Origin of the sequence: Pseudomonas reactans, from assembly GCF_013387025.1 — a bacterium.
GTDB lineage: Bacteria > Pseudomonadota > Gammaproteobacteria > Pseudomonadales > Pseudomonadaceae > Aquipseudomonas > Aquipseudomonas reactans.
Genome location: NZ_JACAQP010000010.1, coordinates 260,560 through 281,525, shown reverse-complemented (window position 1 = coordinate 281,525; position 20,966 = coordinate 260,560). Strand labels below are relative to the sequence as shown.

Annotated in this window: 17 protein-coding genes and 1 tRNA gene; 10 read left to right on the top strand and 8 right to left on the bottom strand. The window is 57.5% G+C overall.

What is annotated here, in order from left to right; all coding sequences use genetic code 11:
- Positions 1–128: 128 nt before the first annotated feature.
- A complete protein-coding gene (locus HX793_RS13700) occupies positions 129–3,743 on the top strand; it encodes a YncE family protein (protein ID WP_177050977.1) in 3,615 nt (1,204 codons plus the stop codon).
- Between the two features lie 122 nt (positions 3,744–3,865).
- Here the strand turns inward: HX793_RS13700 and HX793_RS13695 are convergent, their stop codons facing one another.
- The 4 genes from HX793_RS13695 to ung form a co-directional block, all read right to left on the bottom strand.
- Positions 3,866–6,082, bottom strand: a complete 2,217-nt coding sequence (locus tag HX793_RS13695; RefSeq protein WP_177059575.1) for an autotransporter outer membrane beta-barrel domain-containing protein — start codon at positions 6,080–6,082, stop codon at positions 3,866–3,868.
- Positions 6,083–6,348: 266 nt separating this feature from the next.
- Positions 6,349–8,289, bottom strand: a complete 1,941-nt coding sequence (locus HX793_RS13690; RefSeq protein ID WP_177096458.1) for a hypothetical protein — start codon at positions 8,287–8,289, stop codon at positions 6,349–6,351.
- Between the two features lie 358 nt (positions 8,290–8,647).
- On the bottom strand, positions 8,648–10,672 hold the full coding sequence (locus tag HX793_RS13685; RefSeq protein WP_177050974.1) for a hypothetical protein: 2,025 nt from the start codon (positions 10,670–10,672) through the stop codon (positions 8,648–8,650).
- Between the two features lie 226 nt (positions 10,673–10,898).
- Complete coding sequence (ung, locus tag HX793_RS13680; protein ID WP_177050973.1) at positions 10,899–11,591, bottom strand: uracil-DNA glycosylase; 693 nt, start codon at positions 11,589–11,591, stop codon at positions 10,899–10,901.
- Positions 11,592–11,727: 136 nt separating this feature from the next.
- On the opposite strand from ung, the gene dspII reads away from it, so the two are divergent.
- On the top strand, positions 11,728–12,840 hold the full coding sequence (dspII, locus tag HX793_RS13675) for an enoyl-CoA hydratase/isomerase DspII (RefSeq protein ID WP_177050972.1): 1,113 nt from the start codon (positions 11,728–11,730) through the stop codon (positions 12,838–12,840).
- Positions 12,841–12,888: 48 nt separating this feature from the next.
- Here the strand turns inward: dspII and HX793_RS13670 are convergent, their stop codons facing one another.
- Positions 12,889–13,251: a hypothetical protein gene (locus tag HX793_RS13670; RefSeq protein WP_016975150.1), complete on the bottom strand. Its 363-nt coding sequence runs from the start codon at positions 13,249–13,251 to the stop codon at positions 12,889–12,891.
- Between the two features lie 185 nt (positions 13,252–13,436).
- Between HX793_RS13670 and HX793_RS13665 the strand changes: the two genes are divergently transcribed.
- From HX793_RS13665 to HX793_RS13650, 4 genes are all read left to right on the top strand, one after another.
- Positions 13,437–13,649 (top strand): cysteine-rich CWC family protein, encoded by a 213-nt coding sequence (locus HX793_RS13665; RefSeq protein ID WP_177096479.1) that lies wholly within the window; start codon positions 13,437–13,439, stop codon positions 13,647–13,649.
- Entirely contained in the window at positions 13,649–14,341 is a 693-nt protein-coding gene (locus HX793_RS13660) for a 16S rRNA pseudouridine(516) synthase (RefSeq protein WP_177050971.1), read from the top strand. Before HX793_RS13665 ends, HX793_RS13660 begins: the two co-directional genes overlap by 1 nt.
- A gap of 305 nt (positions 14,342–14,646) precedes the next feature.
- Complete coding sequence (locus HX793_RS13655) at positions 14,647–15,531, top strand: alpha/beta fold hydrolase (protein ID WP_122686419.1); 885 nt, start codon at positions 14,647–14,649, stop codon at positions 15,529–15,531.
- 213 nt (positions 15,532–15,744) lie between these two features.
- Positions 15,745–15,818 (top strand) — tRNA-Gly (locus HX793_RS13650).
- Between the two features lie 227 nt (positions 15,819–16,045).
- On the opposite strand, the gene HX793_RS13645 is transcribed toward HX793_RS13650, so the two are convergent.
- From HX793_RS13645 to HX793_RS13635, 3 genes are read right to left on the bottom strand one after another with little or no spacing between them, the layout of a single operon-like run.
- Entirely contained in the window at positions 16,046–16,249 is a 204-nt protein-coding gene (locus tag HX793_RS13645; protein ID WP_177050787.1) for a DUF6124 family protein, read from the bottom strand.
- Positions 16,246–17,412, bottom strand: a complete 1,167-nt coding sequence (locus HX793_RS13640) for an MFS transporter (RefSeq protein WP_177096456.1) — start codon at positions 17,410–17,412, stop codon at positions 16,246–16,248. Before HX793_RS13640 ends, HX793_RS13645 begins: the two co-directional genes overlap by 4 nt.
- Positions 17,409–18,572, bottom strand: a complete 1,164-nt coding sequence (locus tag HX793_RS13635; RefSeq protein ID WP_177050968.1) for an MFS transporter — start codon at positions 18,570–18,572, stop codon at positions 17,409–17,411. The genes HX793_RS13640 and HX793_RS13635 overlap by 4 nt, the downstream gene beginning before the upstream one ends.
- A gap of 95 nt (positions 18,573–18,667) precedes the next feature.
- On the opposite strand from HX793_RS13635, the gene HX793_RS13630 reads away from it, so the two are divergent.
- The 4 genes from HX793_RS13630 (at position 18,668) to HX793_RS13615 (ending at position 20,951) form a co-directional block, all read left to right on the top strand.
- The gene (locus HX793_RS13630; protein ID WP_177050966.1) at positions 18,668–19,561 is read left to right on the top strand and encodes a LysR family transcriptional regulator; all 894 of its coding nucleotides are present in this window, start codon (positions 18,668–18,670) and stop codon (positions 19,559–19,561) included.
- 169 nt (positions 19,562–19,730) lie between these two features.
- Positions 19,731–19,913, top strand: a complete 183-nt coding sequence (locus tag HX793_RS13625; protein ID WP_012722731.1) for a type II toxin-antitoxin system HicA family toxin — start codon at positions 19,731–19,733, stop codon at positions 19,911–19,913.
- Between the two features lie 22 nt (positions 19,914–19,935).
- Positions 19,936–20,346, top strand: coding sequence for a type II toxin-antitoxin system HicB family antitoxin (locus tag HX793_RS13620; protein ID WP_028619318.1), 411 nt, complete (start codon positions 19,936–19,938; stop codon positions 20,344–20,346).
- Between the two features lie 104 nt (positions 20,347–20,450).
- A complete protein-coding gene (locus HX793_RS13615; protein WP_177050962.1) occupies positions 20,451–20,951 on the top strand; it encodes a methylated-DNA--[protein]-cysteine S-methyltransferase in 501 nt (166 codons plus the stop codon).
- Positions 20,952–20,966: the final 15 nt, after the last annotated feature.

The following is a 20,966-nucleotide window of genomic DNA, read 5'->3' as shown; positions in this document are numbered from 1 at the left end:
TACCGTTCATCGGCACTGTCATTTCTCACAGCTATCCCAATCGGTACGTGCGGCGCTAAATCAGGACTGCGACCGACGCTGTGGAGCGGCCAGGTCGCCCCCTCTCTGGCATGGCAAAGGATTCTTTCATGAGCCTGGAAACCGATCTCACCGACGCTGAACAACCCTCCCAGCCCACTGCACTCATGTGCTCGCCGGCGCACAATAGTGAAGATGAGGATATTGATCTGTCCGCGCCAACGCATTTGAACCGCTCATATTTCGCGCCCCCCCAACCAGGCCTGGGTGCACTGACGCCACGGGACTTCATCAATACGCCCCTCGCCGACCTGCCCATCTATATTCCCGGCTTGACGCAAAATGTTCAAAGTCACGACGGTGGCATCAACAAAGCAGCACTGGATGTTCACCAGGAAAATGGCTTGCTGTGTAACCTGTTACCTTACTTTGGCATGGCTGCCGGCGATTTCTGCCAGCTATTCTGGGGCGACCTGCTCATCCCTGTCGCCATCTATAACGTGACCCAAGATGACGTCGACAACGAACGGCTGATCGCCCTCTACGCGCCTCGCGCACGCATCATCGACGGGTCGGTCAACCCGGTGTTTATCCGGGTCGACCCCATCACTGGGAACGCCCAGGAAACCGCCCGCTTCAACTTGAAGGTCGATACGGTACTACCCGGTGGGCGTAATCCGGTAGCCAGTACCCTGCAGAATGAAAACCTGCCTAAACCGATGTTCGAGCAGCGCATCATCGATTTTGGTGTTACCGAAACCGACGCGCAAAACGGCGTGCCTGTTAACTTAGGATTCTATCCGGTCGATACGACCCAGGACGCCAGGACCTTCCGCGCTGCGCGCGATCGTATTCGCTTGAGTGTCGGCGGAGTGTTTGCCGATATCCCGCCGATCACCGAAGGCCAGGCCGCCGGACGCGACCCCATCGTGGTGGTGCTGTATTACGGGTTCTGGCAGCAGGTCGGCAGCGGCTCACATCTGTGTGAATACGAAGTCCGCGACGAGGTCGGCAACCACTCCGACGGCTGGTCACCGGCACAGCTATTGAATGTGGAGCTTAACGATGGAGTGGAACAGCCGCTGCCCGAGGCGTTCTTTGATGAGGCCCCGGAGGACATTCTCGATCACGATGAGCTGGAGGGGCAGGACGCTACCATTGTCATCGCCATCAACCGTCAGGGTTACAACGTGGGAGACGTGATTCGAGTGACGGTCAATGGCCGTTCGGTAGAAGGCACGTCCATCGTCACCACCTACGACTCGCCCCCTCTCACCTCGACTACCATTCGCCAAATCACACTGCCCTGCCCGAACGCAGACCTGCGCAAGTTAATCGGCGGCCGCCTGCAGCTGTCCTACGTGCGCATCCGGCCCGGGGTGCCGGACCGTAAGTCCTACAGCATCATTGTCGACGTGATCGGCACCCCCATCGAAATCGGCCTGCCCCCCCCCATCATCATCGAAGCCATCGGCAATGTGCTTAACCCGCAACTGCTGACGGTGAATGTGGAGGTGCCGGTCTATGACGGTCGAGGTCCATTTGACCTGGTGACCCTAATCCTCGACGGCACCTATGCCAACGGCAATCGCTACTACAAAGAAATCGACAGGACTGCCGGAACCGGCAGCATTCGGTTCCGGCTCGCCAATGGTCCCGACGGCGATATCGCCAAGCTGGAAGGTGGCACACTCAGGTTCCTCTATCGGGTGACCAATGCCGATGGTATTCGTCTATCGCGAGATGAGACGGTGCAGGTGGGCAGTCCCTCTGCCACGCTGCCAGAACCGCAAGTGCTGGAAGCGCCCGCGCCCGCGTATCAGTTCGACCCTGAAGTGTCCCTCGACGACGCCACTATTATTGTGCCGAGCAACGCAGGGTTCAGGCCCGGTGATACTGTCATTCTGCACTGTGAAGGGACCGCCCCCGGTGGTACCCAACCGGCGATCCCCTTTCCGATTCAAGACTTCTGGGTTGGGCGGGATCTGCCCTTCACGCTGGAGCGTCGCTACATCACGCCGAACCTGAACCAGCGTATGCGTATCTACTATGAGCACAGGCCGGCGAGCGCACCGGCACGTTTGTCCATTGCAGTGAACATGAAGGTCGGCTCGCGGCTGGCACTGCCGGCGCCCACCGTATTGGAAGCCACGGTGATCGGTCACAACCGCGCCAGCCTCAACCCTCAGCACGTGCTGCCGCCTCTTTCCCCTGTCGTGAATATACGCGTGGTCGTTGATGGTTTCCCAGCGGGTGCGGACATCAAGCTGTTCATCACCGGTAAATCCGGCGTCGGCATGCCAGATATTCCGGCAAAACCGGCGCGGCCTGAACCCGGCACCAATTACGTCACGTTTGTGGTTTCGAACATCTTTGTCGCGGCCTACCTGGGCGAGCAATGCTCGGTATCCTACAACCTCATTGAGTTTGGTCAGAGTCGCGTGTCCGATATCTTGACGCTGGAGGTCGAGGCGCTGCCGCCGCAATTGCTGGACTGGGTCAGTATTCCTGAGGCATCGGGTGGGGTGATCGATGCTGATTCGGCCAATCGTGTGGAAATTAAAGCTTGGCCATTTTTCCGTCCAGGCCAGTTAGTCTGGATTTTTCTGGATTGCGTCGTGGACCTCCAGCTACGCGCTGCTGGACCGGTGACGCTCGCCGAGTTCAACGCCGGTCGAACGCTGGATCAGATTCCGCCAGAGTATCTGCGTCAACTCAACAATGGTGGCTCGCTGACAGTGAAAGCTAGCGTTTCGCTCGATGGTACGGGCGACGAGGCGACGATGGTGCATTTCACAGGGATAACTTATGGGGTCAGGAAGGGATCGGGACAGATCATTCGTCACATTACGGTCGGGAACGGTCCTGTACAAGTTTTGATCCGTCAAGACGGAACAGTGGCGTACGTGTCGAACCAACGCACCCCCTATTCAATCACCACCGTCAACTTGAATACGTATGCGACCAGAGAAGTAAACGCAGGCTATGCTGTTTATAGAATGGCGCTTCACCCTAACGGGACGAATCTATACGTCTCGCACTACACCCAATACACGTGGCAAAACATTAGGATTCTCAATACAGATAGTTTTGGGTGGTCCCAGCCGTTCAATGCTCAGCCTATCAATCCAATTTGCCTGAACCCCAGCGGCTCTAGACTGTTTGCCGGGCTATTTTCTCCAGGCAGCGTTATTTTTTCGGGGTTTAATACAATTAGCTATGGAATTGAACTTAACTATAGTGGCAATCAGGCCGTAACCGATTTAGTCACAGACGCAAGAGGTACTGCAGTTTTTTCAACAGGTAATACCACAGGCAGGTTCATTCTTGCTAGCGGACTTAGAACCCAAAACGTCACCAACAGCAGTGTCGCTCAAAGGCTTGCTCACAGCCCGCTAACTGCTCGAAATGAACGACTCTATGTATCCGTATCACACTCAAACAAAATTGACATCTATGACACTGGCAATGGCGGCATGACATTCATCAAAAGCCTCAGCGGGATTAGCAATCCTAGAAAAGCTGTTTTCCATCCTACTCGACCACTGGCGTATGTATCGGAATACACCTATAACAGTGTGAAAGTTATTGATACTGATACCGAAGAACTCATTGACACGATTGAGGGCTTTGATCAACCGGATGGTTTGGCAATCACCCCTAATGGCCAACTTTTGTTGGTCTGCAATTCAGGCAACAACACCGTAGCCGTGGTGAGTATTTAAACGAAATGCGATAAAGAGCGTACAACACTGTAAGTCTGAAAAAAAAATACCCCGTACCTTTCGATACGGGGTATTTTTCGTTATTTGCGCGTTAACGATATCCGAGCTATACACTCACTCGTTTAAAAATCATACCGCAACCCCACATTCACCCCATACGGCTGCTTGATATTCTTACCCACACTGTGTTCCACATCCGCATGCAGCTTCAAATTCTGCGACACCGACATCGCCATACCCGCCCCAAACTTCAGGCGAGAACCCGACATATCATTGTTGAACGAGTTGTCGTTGACGAACACCTTGTTGCTCTGATCGAACTCATGCGCTACAGCCGCCTTCAAGTACGGCTGCAATACTTCGCCGCTTTCCAGCTGGATATTACGCCCTACGGTGGTACCGATTTCACCGATCACCGAACTTGAACGATCGCCCCTGGCATCCAGGCCGTTGTCCAGCGTGTAGCTCTGAGCCTGGGTGATGGCAGCAGAGAGTTGGCCGTAAGGTTCGACGAAGAAACCATCGTCCAGCGTGATATGGCGGCCCACTTCAGCCGACGCGGTTACCGCGTTTTGTGTGTAGTTGCCCTTGGCTTTCTTGCCATCGCTCATGGCGACATCGGACTCGTTGTGCAAGCGGTTGAACTTGAGCACGCCGTCGAAGTAGAAGCCGCTCTCGGCATCCAGCCAGGTGGCGTAACCACCTACGTAGTAGCTGTTGATGGTGGCGCTGCTGCCACGGTTGAGGTCCAGGTCCGAGGTGCTGTGACCGACCATCGCACCGATCAACCACTGGCCGTCGCCGCCGTCTATCGGGGCATCGGCACCGAGGCTGAAGCCGCGTTGCGACTGGTTGTAACCCAGGCCGGTCTTGTCATTACCCACTTCATACTTGTTGCCATACGCACGCGTCCACAACCCGGCCGACTGGCCTTCGCTGAAGCGCAACTCGCCCATACGGGTACGCAGGGTGGTCATTTCACCCAGCAATACGCTTGGCGCTGCGTTGAACAACGCCAGTACCGAGTTGGTGCTTGGGCTGATCACTTTGTTGCTCGGGTCGAGCAGCCAGTCCTGGCCTTCGTTGTCATTGATCAGGCTGTAGGAGTAGGTGCCTACATCCACACGGTCGCCGACCAGGCTGAACTGGGCAACACCGTCTTCGGTGTGAACCACGTGCAGGCGGTCATCGCTCAGCGGGTCGGCGCCGCTGCTGGCGATCAGCAGCTTGTGGTCACCCGAAGACGTGCCGGTGACGTTGAGGAAATCGCCGGTCAAGGTGGAGAAATCGGCACTCATGATGAAGGTGCCGTTGCCCGACAGGTTTTCCACGTCCAGTTGGTAGAACACGCCCGGGTCACCGAACTTGACGTTACCGCCTGCCAGGGACAGGTCGCCCACGCGCTGGTCGTCGACCATCACCCAGATGGCGTCGCTGTTGATCGCCAGCTTGTCGACGTTCTCCAGGCGGCCGGTGAGTATCGAACCGTTGTTGAGGCCGACGCTGGCGGAACCGCCCGTGTTGATAATATCGCCGGTCATGGACGCGAAATCCAAGTTCAGGTCCAGGGCGCTGCCGGTACCGACCTGGATGTTGCCGGTCAGGGCGCTGTTGTTGACGCGCATGTTGGCCGAACCACCATTGGTCAGCTCCAGCATGTTGCCGTTCTGGCCGCTCAAGGTTGAGCCATTGAGCACATCGATTTCAGCTGTGATCCGGCCGTCTACGTTAATCGCAGGGCCGTTGAGGCCGATCACGCGTGAACCGTCCAACGTCAAATGCGGCGATTCGCTTGCCGTCAGGCTATCAAGGCCCATACGAACACCGCTGGTGGCACCGGTAATCTCACTGCCCGTTGCGATGGCCGAGCCACCCAGCAATCTCAAGCCCTCTCGGCTTTGCCCGATCAGCGCCGAGTTGTTCAGTTCTAGTAGGCTGTGGGAGGTAACGTTGGCGCCATAAGTCCCCCCTGTGATCTCGCTTCTGTTCACCTGGGCATAAGAACCTGTGGTGGTGCCAGACTGGCGAGCGACGTTCAAACCGCCGCTGTTTTGACTCGCAACACGAGAGTCCGAAATTGTGGCGGTCGAATTGCTCAGCGAAATCGCTGCTTGGGTACGATCAGCAGAGGTCACCGTGGCCCCAGTGACATTCAACGTCGACCCAGTGGTAGCTTGAATACCTCTGACAACCGCTCCCTGATTGACGTTGAGGGTTGCTTTATTGCGGGCAATATATTCCTGGGCAGCTGTTCCGGAATGAACGTCAAGTTGGCGGCCATCCACAATCACCGCTGCAAGCGCTTGCTGACTCAGCAGGTACAATGGCGTAACAGCCATAAGTTTGACAAAGGTCGATAAACGCGAATAACGAAAGCCATGAGAAGCCGTAAGAGTCATGTCATTTAGTCTCAGAAGTAAGTGCCAGTTTGAACCCGGAACCCGTATCGAAGAGGTTTCCGTTTTCCACGGCGCAGAGACTAATGACCCGAATACCCAATGCGTGTAGGACTTTCCTTAAGGTACCCAGCGATAGCGACGACAGGTCAGCGCATAACTAAAAAGGCCCGCTCTCCTCAATAAAGGAGAGCGGGCCAAATCATCCATCAAAGTTTGCCGCTGCGACGAGTCGCACCTGGAACACAAGTGGGAGGGGTGCTACCGGTACTGAAAAGATCCCAACCCGCCCGGACCTCGTCGGAAATTCCCCGATCTCCCGTCGAGGGCCGAAAGAGTTTCCAACGTATGCCGACAACGCCTCGACCATTAGTCCCCGTGAAGTCCTCGAACCAAGCGTTAAGGTTCATGGGCACCTCCACCCCAAAGTTGACATCGGTACTGGAGAGCGTGACCTCAGGACTCTCTATCGGTGTGCCGACAGGAGCACCCACGGGCATCCCGGCGGGGGGGAACGCATACCGAGTGGCCTCAACGATGACTCTGTCATTCGCCAGGACCACCGAAGCGTCCAGGATTCTGATAGGGACGCCCGTCCATGGAGTATGCGTACAATTGATGAGCGCGCTGTAGTTGGGACTAGTTGAGGGCCTGAATTTAACAAAGGCCGCATCGGCCAACCCTGTCAGATTGAAAATATCCACGAGGACGTCTTGACGAGGCGACTCTTTATAATTCACGGCATTGCTGATTTTGCAATGCATCTTGATGGTACCGTTACCCGCCAGGTCAATATCGGCCCAAGGCACCGTAAAAGGTACCCGGAACCCTGGCGTCTCTGCTCCCGTTACGTCGTAGGTGTCCACTATTGTGGTGTGGTAGATAAGTTCAATGTGGTCACCTAATACCAATCCGTCCGGCAACAGGAAACTGGCCGTTGCATCAAAGCCACGGTCCTTTTCAGATAGACGGTTGTCAGGGCTGGGTGGCGGCCCTCCGCCAACAAGATCCGGACTGGCCAGTGCAGGGTCTATAGGGCCTTCGCCCGGGTTTGTGATACCTGGCTCACGCAAGTCAACATCCACCATCACGGGTGTCGCTGGGTACGATAAACCGCCCGCGCGTTCAATCGTGAGTTGGACAATGGCCGTGTAGAAGTTCCCGCCGCTCGCAACTGCAGCGAAATTTGCCGGAATATCAATAGGGAGAATGGCCATGCCAATCGGTTGACGATAGATCTCGATTGCCCCCCAACGGGCCACCAAAAAGTCACTTGGCAGATGACCGGTCAACGTTTCCAATCGAATCGTCACGCCGTTGCGCGCTTCTTCCTTATTGATCAGCGGCCCTTGCAGCACCGAAATGGTACCAAATACCGGTGCTTCGTTGAGGCTGACCCGTACATAGTTGGGCAAGGAAATGACGGTAGGATTACCGGCCCGATCACTCACGCTAAAGTCAATTTTAATGACACCAGCCTTCGCCAGAATATCAGCTGTTGGGATAACGATATTGAAGGGGCCCGTCAGCGGAACCATGCCTTCGATTGGATCGATAGAATCCCCCACCCAGACACGATAGGTGTCACCACCGCGACGGTCAGCAAGGCCAGAAATAGTGCATGTCAAGCCAGGTTTTCCGACCAGAAAGGCTGGGGTCAGCTCGGGACCGTGGGGTTCAATTTCAATTGGGCCGGGCTGTACGTTTTGGTTCGGGTCTTGAACGTCTACGTAAATACGCCGAGTGTTGTAGTTTTCATTGTTACCAGAGGAATTGATCACATGAACATCAATGTCTTTGACCCCATGGGTCTGTAGCGCAGACTTGGGCCCGAGATCGATAACGACAGGATTGGGCAAGGGGCCCGAGTTCGGATAAAAATCTATAAACACACGTTTGTTATCGACAAACACACTGAGTATTTCATCATCTGCCTCAGTGCCTCGGTTCCACGGTTCAATTTCCATTACAAGCCCCGCCAGTTGCACTGCCCGAGGTACGACATCCCGATGAGTATCGCCCGGGACGGGACCAAGCAAACCACGAATAACCGGGGCAGGATGAAGCCTAGTATCTTCTTCGGGGTCTTCCCATTCCTCATTGGGCGTAATGGGTAGATTCTTAACAATCGGAACGGTTTTGTTTGACATGATTCAAGCTCCTGACAAGGGAAGTTATCTACCCAGGTATAAAACTTTCACATGATGCTTACTGGGTATGATTTTCAGAACCAGATTAACGACCATCTACATCTGAACTTTTGAAACAGTTAACACCCGACTTACTAAACAAAATTATGCATTACCGCACAACTGTCAAACTTGACAGTATCGAAACCGCCTCAAGTATGCTGCTTGCGGGCAAGACACTTAGCTTATTCGCCACGCGACAACTGCGTGCTCACCGCGCGCCGTTCTTAGCGCCAAAACGATATAACGCTATTCAACGGCTGTTGTTAGTTAATAACTCGCAACAAAACGCAAGAGCATAACGCCCTCCCGAACCGGTTTAGTCGTCCGACAGACAGGGAGGGATATCACCTGGCTGAATCAACGTGATGAACACACGTTTACGCGGCGAGGCCCCCATTCCGCCGCCGCCGGGCTTGATAATCTGGTAATAGGCCACGGCACAGCCATATTGAGCCACGGGCGGCTTCACCAAACCTGGCAGCAGGATGTACGGGTCGAACGGCACCCGGAATTCATACCCATTGCGGGCTTCATCCGCCGTCAGCATATGACCGAAATGCTGGATCGTTTCAGGGATAACACCGGCGGGATTGCCACTGGCGTTCGCATAGCTTTCCCAGTGCAAGATCACCTCATCCCCACTGTCCCACCGATTGTCTCCAGGGATGTGGACGCCTACACCGTTCACCCAAGGTCGTAACGGGCAGCTGATAAACCCTGCTCCGGGCCCTGGGCCATAGTGAACGCCCACGTAGTCAAAATCCTTCAAGTCAACGATGGATACAATGTTGACGACCACAGGAGTGTCTTGCGCACGCTGGCGGTTAACACCGTTGAACGTCCAGTAGAAGAAGGGCACCAAGCCGCCAATCAACAAGGGCTCGATCACACTCCAGTCGACCAGCCACTCGACTTCCCTTCCTCCAACATCACTTGCCTGCAACCGGTACGTTGCGACGGGGTCAGGATGGGTGCCTACCATTAACTCCAGCAGGTGACCGGCAACAGGTGCGTCATAAAGGCGGGTCACCACACGCACCGGCAACCCCACGTCACTGATGGTCAACCGGTTGTCACCCTCTCTGCCCTTGACCGTCACCAATTCCAGCAGTTGATTGATTGGGTCTGGATTGGTCGGGCTCACGGGACCGGCAACCCTAAGATCTACCGGCACAAACCGGATGGGCGATGGCCTGGCGGGCGCCGTGCCACGCCGCCAGCTGTATTCCGCCCTGACCGTGCTGCGGAAGAACTCAGCGCCCCCCGTGGACAACACCGAATACGAGATGGGTATTCTGATTGGCCAGACCTGAACAACAGCGATCTGGATGGGGTCCAGCGCAATAAGATCCCACGAAGGCAAGAGGAGGTCACCCGGTACGGCACCGACCACTTCAGGGATGCTCATAAACACGCCGCCGGGTTCACGAGCATCATCGAGGTTGATCAACCCATCATCCAATTGTGGAACATCGACGATCGGCAGGGCGACGGGCGTGGGCGTCAGATTGATCAACAGCACGGCGGTACGGGATGGGCCAGACTCCCGGCCCGAGCGGTCTCGCAGGAAATAATGAGCGTTGAACTCTCGATTGGCCAACCCACGCAGATAGTCGCCAGGAAAGTGAATTTCAATGGGCAGGGTGCCGTCCTTGTGCGCCTGGACGATAGTCGTGGTGGCGACTACGTCCAGTTGCCGTGGACGTTTGCGCATAGGCCTGCGAAAAGGCAGTGGCGTGAGGTAAGCCTCGACAACATCGCCCAGGCGTATGTCCAGCCAGGCCGGGGAAATAGTGGCAACCACCCTGTTGTTGTTGGCGGGGTTGTCAAGGTAAGCATCGGTGACACCGTCGCTCTCAATATCAGCATCAAATTGAAAACGCGTCCCCCGCTGCCCCTGGTTGGGTCCGACTTTATCGCAGTCCAATAACGTTACGAACGACGGAACGGGATCATTCCCGCTGCTTTCTCTTACTACCACCTGGTATTGCAAGCTATGCAAGCCAGCAGCATCCATCAGGGATGGAAGGACTAAGCCATCGGCATCGGGCAGGTCGGTTGCATCATAAGGCGCCGTCAATCTGATGGCATCACCAAACGGCACGCCATCCCAGAGCCACTCAATGACAGTGACATCCCCCGGATCCAATAAGTCAGCACCGGCCCATAGCGTGGGCACCTCAACTCGCAACCCCGTGCTTTGAAAGGTGACCGGTATCTTATGGCCGGTATCATCAGCCTCAAGGGGTAACGCATCAGGTGCGTCGGGCGCATCCAGCACCAAGATACCGGGGTCTCTCCTGGGACTCGGTTTCGGGGTCAGCGAAGTCGGCTCTCTCATCTCTATTCTCCTTGGCGATCGTCAAAAAACGGCCATTGACCAACGGCTGAGGTGTTACCCGGCCCAGAGGTCAGAGCGCGTATTTAATACGCTTGAAGCCAAGGTGAATACTGTCAGAACTAACAGGTATCGCCTCTTGCTGAGAAAAGAGGAGCGTCATTGAAAACAAAATACTTTTTTATATCAAAGGCCTATAAAAGGGTGATTTCTCGCCGCCTTCCTGATATCAGACTGACGGCAAGACCCAATCAATCGGCGTCTCGCCGTTCTGCTCGAGAAACTTGTTGGTACGGCTGAAATGCCCGCACCCCAAAAACCCGCGATACGCCGACAGCGGCGACGGATGCACCGAGGTCAGTACCAGGTGCTTGGTCGCGTCGATCAGCTTCTGCTTACCCTGGGCATGCGCGCCCCACAGCAAGAACACCAGATGTGGCTGATGCTCGCTGACCACTTCGATAATCCGATCGGTAAAGAACTGCCAGCCCTTGCCCGCATGGGCGTTGGCGTTGGCGCGTTCCACCGTCATGGTGGTGTTGAGCATCAGCACGCCCTGGTCGGCCCAGCTTTGCAGGTAACCGTGGTTGGGGATGTCGATGTTCAGATCACGCTTGAGCTCTTTGTAGATATTGACCAGCGACGGTGGCGCCGGCACGCCCGGTTGCACCGAGAAGCACAGGCCGTGGGCCTGGCCGGGGCCGTGGTACGGGTCCTGGCCGAGGATCACGACTTTGACCTTGTCCAACGGGGTGGAATTGAGCGCGTTGAAAATCAGTGGGCCGGGCGGGTAGATCTCTTTGCCGGCGGCATGTTCCTGACGCAGGAACTCGCGCAACTGGGCCATGTACGGCTGCTCGAACTGATCCCGCAAGGCGTGTTTCCAGCTGGGTTCGAGTTTGATACGGTCGTCTTCGGTCATGGTTGAATAGTCTTGTAAAAAAGAATGAGGCGAACCCTAGGAAAGCCGACCCCGCTTGTCAATTGATCTGACACACCAACGGCGGTTTCCTACGAAGCGATCATACTCATCCTTCACCTTCTCGATTGAGGTCACGATGAACCTGCACTTCGAAGAGCTGACCGGCAGCGACGGTGCCTGCATTGGCATCGCCAGCCTCGACGCTGAAAAATCCCTCAATGCCCTGTCCCTGCCGATGATCCTGGCCCTGGGCGAACGCCTGGACGCCTGGGCCAAGGATCCGAACATCCACTGCGTACTGCTGCGCGGCAACGGCCCCAAGGCGTTTTGCGCCGGAGGGGAAGTACGCAGCCTGGCGCAGGCCTGTCGGGAACAACCTAGCGTGGTGCCGGCCCTGGCGGCGCAATTTTTTGCGGCGGAATACCGTTTGGATTACCGCCTGCACACTTACCCAAAACCGGTGATTTGCTGGGGCCACGGCTATGTGCTGGGGGGCGGCATGGGCCTGTTGCAAAGCGCCGCAGTGCGCATCGTCACGCCGAGCAGCCGGTTGGCCATGCCGGAGATCAGCATCGGCCTGTACCCGGACGTTGGCGCCAGTTGGTTCCTGTCGCGCCTGCCGGGCAAGCTGGGGTTGTTCCTGGGCCTTACCGGCGCCCATATCAACGGCCGCGACGCTCTGGACCTGGGCCTGGCCGACCGCTTCCTGCGCGATGATCAGCAAGACGAGTTACTCGATGGCTTGCTGCAACTGAACTGGCAGGAACAGACCGCGATGCAGCTCAACAGCTTGCTCAAGGCGCTGGCCCAGGAAGCCGTTGATCAGCAACCCGAGGCGCAGTGGCTACCGCGACGGGCCCAAATCGACGAATGGCTGGATGTGGGTGATGTGCGGTGTGCCTGGCGTAATTTGAGCCCACTGCGTGAGCATGCCGATCCCCTGTTCAGCCGCGCCGGTAAGACGCTGAGCGAAGGCTGCCCGTTGACCGCTCATCTGGTGTGGGAGCAGATCCAGCGTGCCCGGCACCTGTCCCTGGCGCAGGTGTTCCAGATGGAATACACGATGAGCCTCAATTGCTGCCGTCATCCAGAATTCAGTGAAGGGGTGCGCGCGCGGTTGATCGATAAGGACCAGGCGCCCCATTGGCATTGGCCGGATATCAATACGATTCCGGAGGCGGTGGTGCAGGCGCATTTCAACAAAGCGTGGGAAGGTCGCCACCCGCTGGCCGATCTGTCGGATTACTAGCACCCACAAAAAAGCGGCGCTTCATGCGCCGCTTGCATCACTGGCCTGTCAACGGTGACCGCCGCGGCCGCCTCCATGGTCGGAACCGCGTCCATGCCCCCCATTTCCCCAATGATCACCGCCCCAGCCCTGGTTCGGATACGGCCGGTAACCGGCACGCGGCCCGTAATAACGCGGGGCCGGCTGGTAATAACGCGGGGCCGAGTAGTAGCGCGGTTGTGGCGCGTAATAGCGCGGCGCGGGGTAGTAGTCACGGCGATACGGGTACGCCGAGCCCCCACCGTAGTAGTAAACCGGTGCCGGTGAGGTGTAGACCTCCGAACGGTAATAGCTCTGGCCGCCATCGTAATAGGGCACGCAAGCGGAAAGGGTCAGACCGAGTAAAGCGCTGAGCAGCAGTCGTCGATACATGGCGGCCTCCTGGACCGCGGAAGAGCACCTCCAGCGACGCTGGAGGGCGGCATTCGGCTTTCACCGAATGACGAAATATCTGACATCAAAAACTGAATCTGGTGCGTTTTGGACATAGGTTGAAACATCTGTTTCCGACGATCTGGTATCGTGCGAGGACTTCCGCGATGTTGCCTGAACCCATCATGACCACGCCCACTCACTGCCCCGCCTGCGGCGCGCGCAACGACTGCACCCTGGCCGACCCGCGAACAACCGATCAAGCCTGTTGGTGCTTCAGCGTCACCATCGATCCAGCGGTGCTCGAAGCCCTGCCGATGGAGCTACGCAACCAGGCCTGTCTGTGTCCAAGCTGCGCCCAGGTGGATGAGCAATTGCGCGGGACTGAGCCAACGTAATGCGGGTTGATCGTTTCCTCAGTAACTTGCCGCGTTTCAATCGCCAGCAAGTTCGCCTGCTGCTGGTTGAACGGCGTGTGTCGGTTGATGGCGTTGCCGTCAGTGACCCTCATCATGAGGTTCGCGAGTTCAGCCGTGTGTGCGTTGACGATGAAGTGTTGCAGGCCGGCAAACCGGCGCGCTACTTCATGCTGCACAAGCCCCAGGGTTGCGTGAGTGCCACCGCAGACCCGCAGCACCCAACCGTGCTGGATTTACTTGATGAGCCGGACAAAGGTGAGCTGCACATTGCCGGTCGTCTGGATTTCAACACCACCGGTCTGATGCTGATCACCAATGACGGCCAATGGTCGCGGCGACTGACGCAACCACAGACCAAGCTGCCCAAGGTCTACCTCGTAGAGACCGAGCAGGCTATCGGCCCTGAATATGCGAGTACCTTTACCGAGGGTTTGTACTTCGCATTCGAAGACCTCACCACCCAACCCGCCGAGTTGGAATTGCTGGGGCCGACTACCGCACGGCTGAGCATCGTTGAAGGCCGCTACCATCAAGTAAAACGCATGTTCGGGCACTTTGATAACAAGGTGATCGGCCTGCATCGCGAGCGCATGGGCCCCTTGGTGTTGGATGCCGCCCTTGCTCCGGGCGAGTATCGAGCGCTGACTGACGACGAAATCCGACAGGTCTGACGACCGTTCAGCCGGTGATGGCAAAAAACCGTCCTGTCGCCTTGCGGGGTTGCGCCTCTGCTGCTTGAATCAGGATCACCAGTTTAAATATGACTGGCGAGTCGCCTATAACCTCCAAGAAACACCTTGCCCCGCCCGCGCTTGATCTACTGGCCTCTCAGGCAAACAGCCCGCCATAACAACAGCCGTCGGCCAGCCGTCACCGGATCGACATGGGCCCTCCTTTTCCAGGCGTATGCCTACCTGTCACAAAGCTCGTGCAGAGTGATCTGCGCGCCCTACCCGCTTGCCAGGAGTCTTACGACATGAGGCCAGAAATCGCTGTGCTGGATATACAGGGTCAGTATCGGGTTTACACGGAGTTCTATCGCGCGGACGCTGCTGCAAAGACCATCATCCTGGTCAACGGCTCCATGGCCACCACGGCATCCTTCGCCCAAACCGTGAAAAGCCTGTACCCGCAATTCAATGTGGTTTTGTACGACCAGCCCTACGCTGGCCGCTCCAAAATCCATAACCGTCATGAGCAAATGCTGACGAAAGAAGTCGAAGGCCAGCTCCTGCTGGAACTCATCGATCACTTCGCCGCCGAACACGTACTGTCCTTTTCCTGGGGCGGCGCCGCCACCCTGGTTGCCCTCGCCCATCGCCCGCGCCGCGTGGAGAAGGCCGTGATCAGTTCGTTCTCCCCGGTGATCAACGCCCCAATGCGCGACTACCTCGAACGCGGCGTCGACTACCTCGGCAACCTCGACCGCGACCGCGTCGGCCACCTTGTCAACAGCACCATCGGCAAACACCTGCCGTCACTGTTCAAGCGCTTCAACTACAAGCACGTGAGCAGCCTGGCCGAGCATGAGTATGGGCAGATGCATTTTCACATCAGCCACGTGCTGAACAGCGATCGCTTGTGCTACCTCAAGGCGGCCAAGCAGATCGACATTCCGGTGTTGTTTCTCAACGGTGAATGGGACGAATACACCAGCGCCCAGGATGCCAAGCTGTTTGGCCAGCATGTGGCCAACAGCAGCTTCAGTACGATTCAGGCGACGGGGCATTTCCTGGACATGGAGCACAAGGCGGCGTGCCGGGACAGCCGGGATGCAGTGGTGGGCTTCTTGAAACCACAGCGGCAGGTCAGCCGGTTGCGCTATCACCAGGGTCAGGCACAGCATGCCTTTGCCATTTGAAATACAACGCCATGTAGGAGCGGGCTTGCCCGCGAAGAACCTCAACGATAACGTCAGCTTCCTGGAAGAACGCGGCGCTCTTGAGTCTTTCGCGAGCAAGCTCGCTCCTACAATGGGTGTGTTCGTCTAGGTGTGTGGCATTCGTAACCCACACTTTTTTGAAGAAAAACTTCAAATCCCCACGAACATCTGGTACAAAGTCAGCCGCTCTGAGCGGGTATAGTTTAATGGTAGAACAGTAGCTTCCCAAGCTTCCGACGAGGGTTCGATTCCCTCTACCCGCTCCACTCAAATTCTGCTCCCGCGTCAGGTTAATGTTTGACGGGGATGCACAAAAAAACCGGTCCTGGATGGCCGGTTTTTTTACGCCTGGCATTTGATGAGTCGATCGGGGTGCATAACCCGTACGCTCCAAAAGTTATGTGGGGCTCGCCGCAAGAGCAGTATTCATGGCTCCCCTCCCCCTTGGTATGGGCGGCCTGGGAAGGCAAGCCTATTCAGTGCGCCAAACGACCTAGGCGACTTGATCCACGCGGTCCTGCGCCGCTTCCACCAGCATCAGCCCCAACTCGATCATTTGCTGAATCGCAAGGGCCAGGTAGCGCTGTTGGGAAGGCAGGGTTTCGGCGAACTCATGGGTCATGGCTCCCGCGCCGGCGATGGTTTCGTAGGCAATGCCGCAAGGTTCAGGAGCACACCCCGATACTGCATTTATCACTCATCGATCATTCCCCGCCGCACCACCCACGCCAACGGCAACGTCACCAGCAACACCCCCGCCACTATCATCACCGCCACCGACACGCCCAACACATCCCCCACCCCGCCGAACCCCACCGGCGCCAGCGCACCACCACCAATGGTGCCGGTGTAGAACACCGCAAACGCCTGCTCTCGCTTCCCAGCGCCCGCCAGGTCCGGCACGGCGCCATACAGCACCGAAGACGTACCGTTGAGCACCAGGCCCAATAACGGCAGCATCGCCATCAACCCGGCCAGCGGCACATACACCGCGGCAACGATCAGCAACGCGGTGCTGGTTTCCGTCAGCCACACGGTTTTCATCATGCCGATGCGCGCCCCCAGGTAACCGCAGAGCAATTTGCCGAATGCGCCCCCGATAAACAGCAGCGACAAGGCCAAGCCAATACCGGCAGTGCCCGCGCCTTTCGCTTGCAGCAGAAACGGCAGGAAGGTGAGAAAGCCCATGCGTACGGCGCTGTCGAGGGTGCCGGTGAGAATCAAGGCGCGCAGGCCGGTGACAGAGCCACTTCCGCTGAAGGATTTGGTGTGTTTTGTTGAGATGGATTCGGATACTTGTGTAGGAACCAACCACCATAGCAACCCCGCCGCCGCCAAGCCGAGTAACCCCAGCAACGTCGCGCTGGCACGCCAGCTGATGACGGTGAGCAACAACCCGATCAAGCCCGGAATCAGCGTTTTGCCGATATCGCCGGAAAAGTTGTACTGGGAAAGTGCCTGTTTGATTCCGCCACCGTCCTCGTAGGCATCGCTGATCATCGAAGAGGCCAGCGGGTGTTGGGTGCTGGCGCCCAAGCCACCTAACAGAAGTGCCAGCAGCAACATCACCCATCCAGTGGCTTGGCCCAACATTAGATAAGCCGCACCGGCAAGTGCTGTGCCGCCCACCAGCATCGATACACGGCCCCAGCGTTTCGCGGCGCGACTGGCCATGAGTTGGAACACTGCCATCATCCCGGAATAGGCACCGCGTAACAGTCCGATCTGGGCGTAGGACAGCGCAAACTGCGCCTGCCAGATTGGCAGTAGCACGTAGATGACATCGGTAAGACCATCATGCACGGCATGGGCGCTGCAGCCGGCGATCAAGGTTCGGCGGCGGTTTGAGGTGTCGCTCATGGCATCGCGATCAGTTGAGGTTTAACGGGCTTCCAGCCAGTGAGCGCGATCAACAAGGTCAACACCTGGAAGGTAATAATCAGCACCACACACCCGGCCCAGCCCCAACGCTCCCAGATCAACGCCGGCACAATCGCGCCGCAACTGCCGCCCAGGTAGTAACAGGTGAGGTACACGCCCACAGCGCCTGCTTTGTTGTCACCTGCGGTCGCGGTGGTGAATGCGTTGGCCGTCGCCTGGGCCAGGAACACGCCAGTCGAGCTGAGCGCGAGGCCTGCCACGATGCACCACAAAGAGGGCAAAAGCGTCAGCGCGGAACCGGTAATACCCAGCACCGCAGCCACGCTCAGCAGTTCAGCATGAGGTCGGGCCTTGCTGAGTCGACCGGCGATAGGGATCACGATCAGCGCCAGCAGGAACACCATGTACAGCGTGCCCAGCGCCGCAGGCCCCAGGCTGAACGGCGGTAATCCGAGATACAAACCTGCGTAGGTAAACGCCGCCACCTGGGAAAACAGCACGCAAAAACCTACCGCGTAGGCGGCCAATAACGGCCTGCGAAATACCGCCGAAAACGAAGTTTCAACTCTTACGGAGCGCGCACGGCTAACCGGCAACAGGAACTGGATAAACCCACCCACCATCAGGCTGAGTACCGCCATCAATTCAAAAGCTTCGCGCCAGCCCACGTACTCCGTCATCACACCCGTGACGAAGCGCCCGGCAAACCCACCCAACACCGTACCGGCCACGTAAAGGCTGGTGACCTCCGTGACCGTGCCGCCACGCCAACGGTCGCCGATGTACGCCACGCTGGTAGCGAACACCACCGGAATCAGCATGCCCTCCACAAACCGCCACACCAGCACCTCGGCAAAAGTGTCGGCATAGGCTGTCATCAACGTAGGCACCGCCAGCAACAACGCTGCGGCGCTGATCACCGTGCGTTGCTCAAAGCGCCCGGTCAGCCGGCTGACGAAAGGCGCAGTGATCGCCACCGCCAAGGTCGTCACGGTGATACTCCACCCCGCCGCCTTGGCGCTGATGTGAAACTGCGCGGTGAACGTCTGGAGAATGCTCTGGGTGGCATACAGGTTGAGAAACGCCGCGCAGCCACACAGGAACAGGGCAAGACGGGCACAATGCAGGCGCGGTTTCATGAAACCTCTCGTTTTATTTTGTGAGGTCTTTATAGAATGGCCGGCAGGTCTAAAACCAATACCGATTTCGGACCGATCGATACCCAAGGACCAGGATGCTCGACCTACGCAAGCTGCGTTACTTTCTGACGGTCGCCGAAGAATTGCACTTCGGCCGCGCGGCCATTCGCCTGCACCTGGCGCAGCCGCCGCTGACCCGGCAGATCTCGGCGCTGGAGACCGAATTGGGCTTCAAGTTGTTTGATCGCACCAGCCGCACAGTCACCCTCACCGCGCAAGGCCGCTCGTTCCTGCCCTACGCCCGTGGCGTGCTGGAGCAGGTTGAGTTGGCGCAAGTGATCGCCGGCAAACTGGCGGCGGGCACTGCGGGGCAACTGACGCTGGGGTATGTGAGTTCGATCGCGCTGTCGGACCTGTTCAGCCAGGCGATCCAGGCATTTGCCCTGCGCTTCCCCGAGGTGCAGTTGACCCTCGTGGAATGCGCCTCCGGCAGCCTCGGCGCGCAAGTGGCGGATGGGCGGCTGGATATCGGCTTGAGTCGCCTGTTGCCGCTAGGCGAAGCGGTGCAAGCGCTGTCCCTGGGCGAAGAAAGGCTGGTGGCCGCCGTGTCCAGTGAGAGCCCGTTGGCCCGCCAGGCAAGCGTCAACCTGGCGCAGCTCAGTGCCTACCCGTTGATCCTGTTTCCGGCGGATTATGGATCGGGGCTCAACCAGTCCATCGAGCAGCTTTATCGGCATCACGGCCAGCCTTTGCGCGCGGGCCCGACCGGGCGGCAGATCACGTCGATCATTGCGCTGGTAGCAGCCGGGCAAGGTGTGGCGTTGGTGCCTGCATGTACTCAGAGTTTGATGAATAAAGGTGTGACGTACCGGCCGCTGGCGGAAGTGGATGCGTGTGCTCAGTTGTTGGTATTAACCCGTACTGAAACAAAAAGTATGCTGGTTGATGCGTTTCTCGCCGTCATTGCGCAGCCTCTACACACGCGGTAACTCGATCGCAAAACCTCGCAATACCTCTCCCCGACGCCATTCCTACGCACTCATACACTCCATTTGCCGACTACCCAAAAGACCGGTCATCGACCGCTGGTAGGTAGAGTGTTGATAATTTAATTTCAGTGGTTATAGTCACCACCAACACACACCACAAGGAGGTGCTGTGGATAGCCGATATTTGATAGGTCACATCGTTGCGGACGGTTGGTATCTGGCGCGTATCAGAGGCAGTCATCATCACTTCAAGCACCCGACTAAACCGGGGCTGGTGACGATTCCACATCCAAAGAAGGACCTGTTGGACAAGACCGCCAAGAGCATATTGAAACAAGCTCTGTTGAGTTAAGCGTCCGTGGAGGACAACAGACATGCTTTACCCTATTGCAATTTCAAGCGGTGACGAGGATCACGCCTGGGGCGTGGAAGTGCCGGATATTCCCGGTTGCTACTCCGCCGGTGACGACCTGGACGACGCCATGGCCATGGCTCGCGAAGCCATCGAAGGGCACTTCGAGATCCTGGCGGAAGACGGTGCACCGATTCCCAGTGCGCAGAAGGTCACCCTGCATGCCGCCAACCCTCAGTACGCAGGCTGCACCTGGGCCGTGGTGGACATTGATGTCACCAAGTATCTGGGCAAGGCGCAGAAGCTCAACATCACGCTGCCGGGTTACCTACTGAACCGCATCGATGAATATGTACTGCATCATCCGGAAGAAAAAAGCCGCTCGGGGTTTCTGGCGTCGGCGGCGCTTAAAGTGCTGCAACAGGAAGGGTAACGAATGGCTCTACTGGCGGCGCTGAATTTGACCGCAAGAAACGTAGTTTGCCCATAGGCTCGCCGCTCTAGACTCCCACTACACCCACCTTCAGGAGCCCGCTCATGACCTACGAATACAAACTCATGCCCTCCCCTGTCGGCCAACTCACCCTGGTGGCACGCGACGGCAAACTCAGCGCCATCCTGTGGGAGACGGAGCGCGCCAACCGTGTACGCCTGGGTGAATTGTACGAAGCGCCTGAAAGCCCGGTGCTGGTGGAAACCCAACGCCAGTTGCAGGAGTACTTCGCCGGCACCCGCAACCACTTCGAGCTGGAACTGGACTTCGCTGGCACCGACTTCCAGAAACAAGTCTGGCAGGCGCTGCTAACGATTCCCTTCGGTGAAACCCGCAGCTACAGTCAGATCGCCCAGCAGATCGGCAACCCGAAAGCGGTACGCGCAGTGGGTGCCGCCAATGGCCGTAACCCCATCTCGATCATTACGCCGTGCCATCGTGTCATTGGCGCGTCAGGCGGGTTAACCGGCTTTGCGGGAGGGTTGGAAGCCAAGCAGTATTTGCTGGCGCTGGAAGGTACAGGCCAAGCTGAATTGGCGTTCTAGCGCAGCGCATAAAAA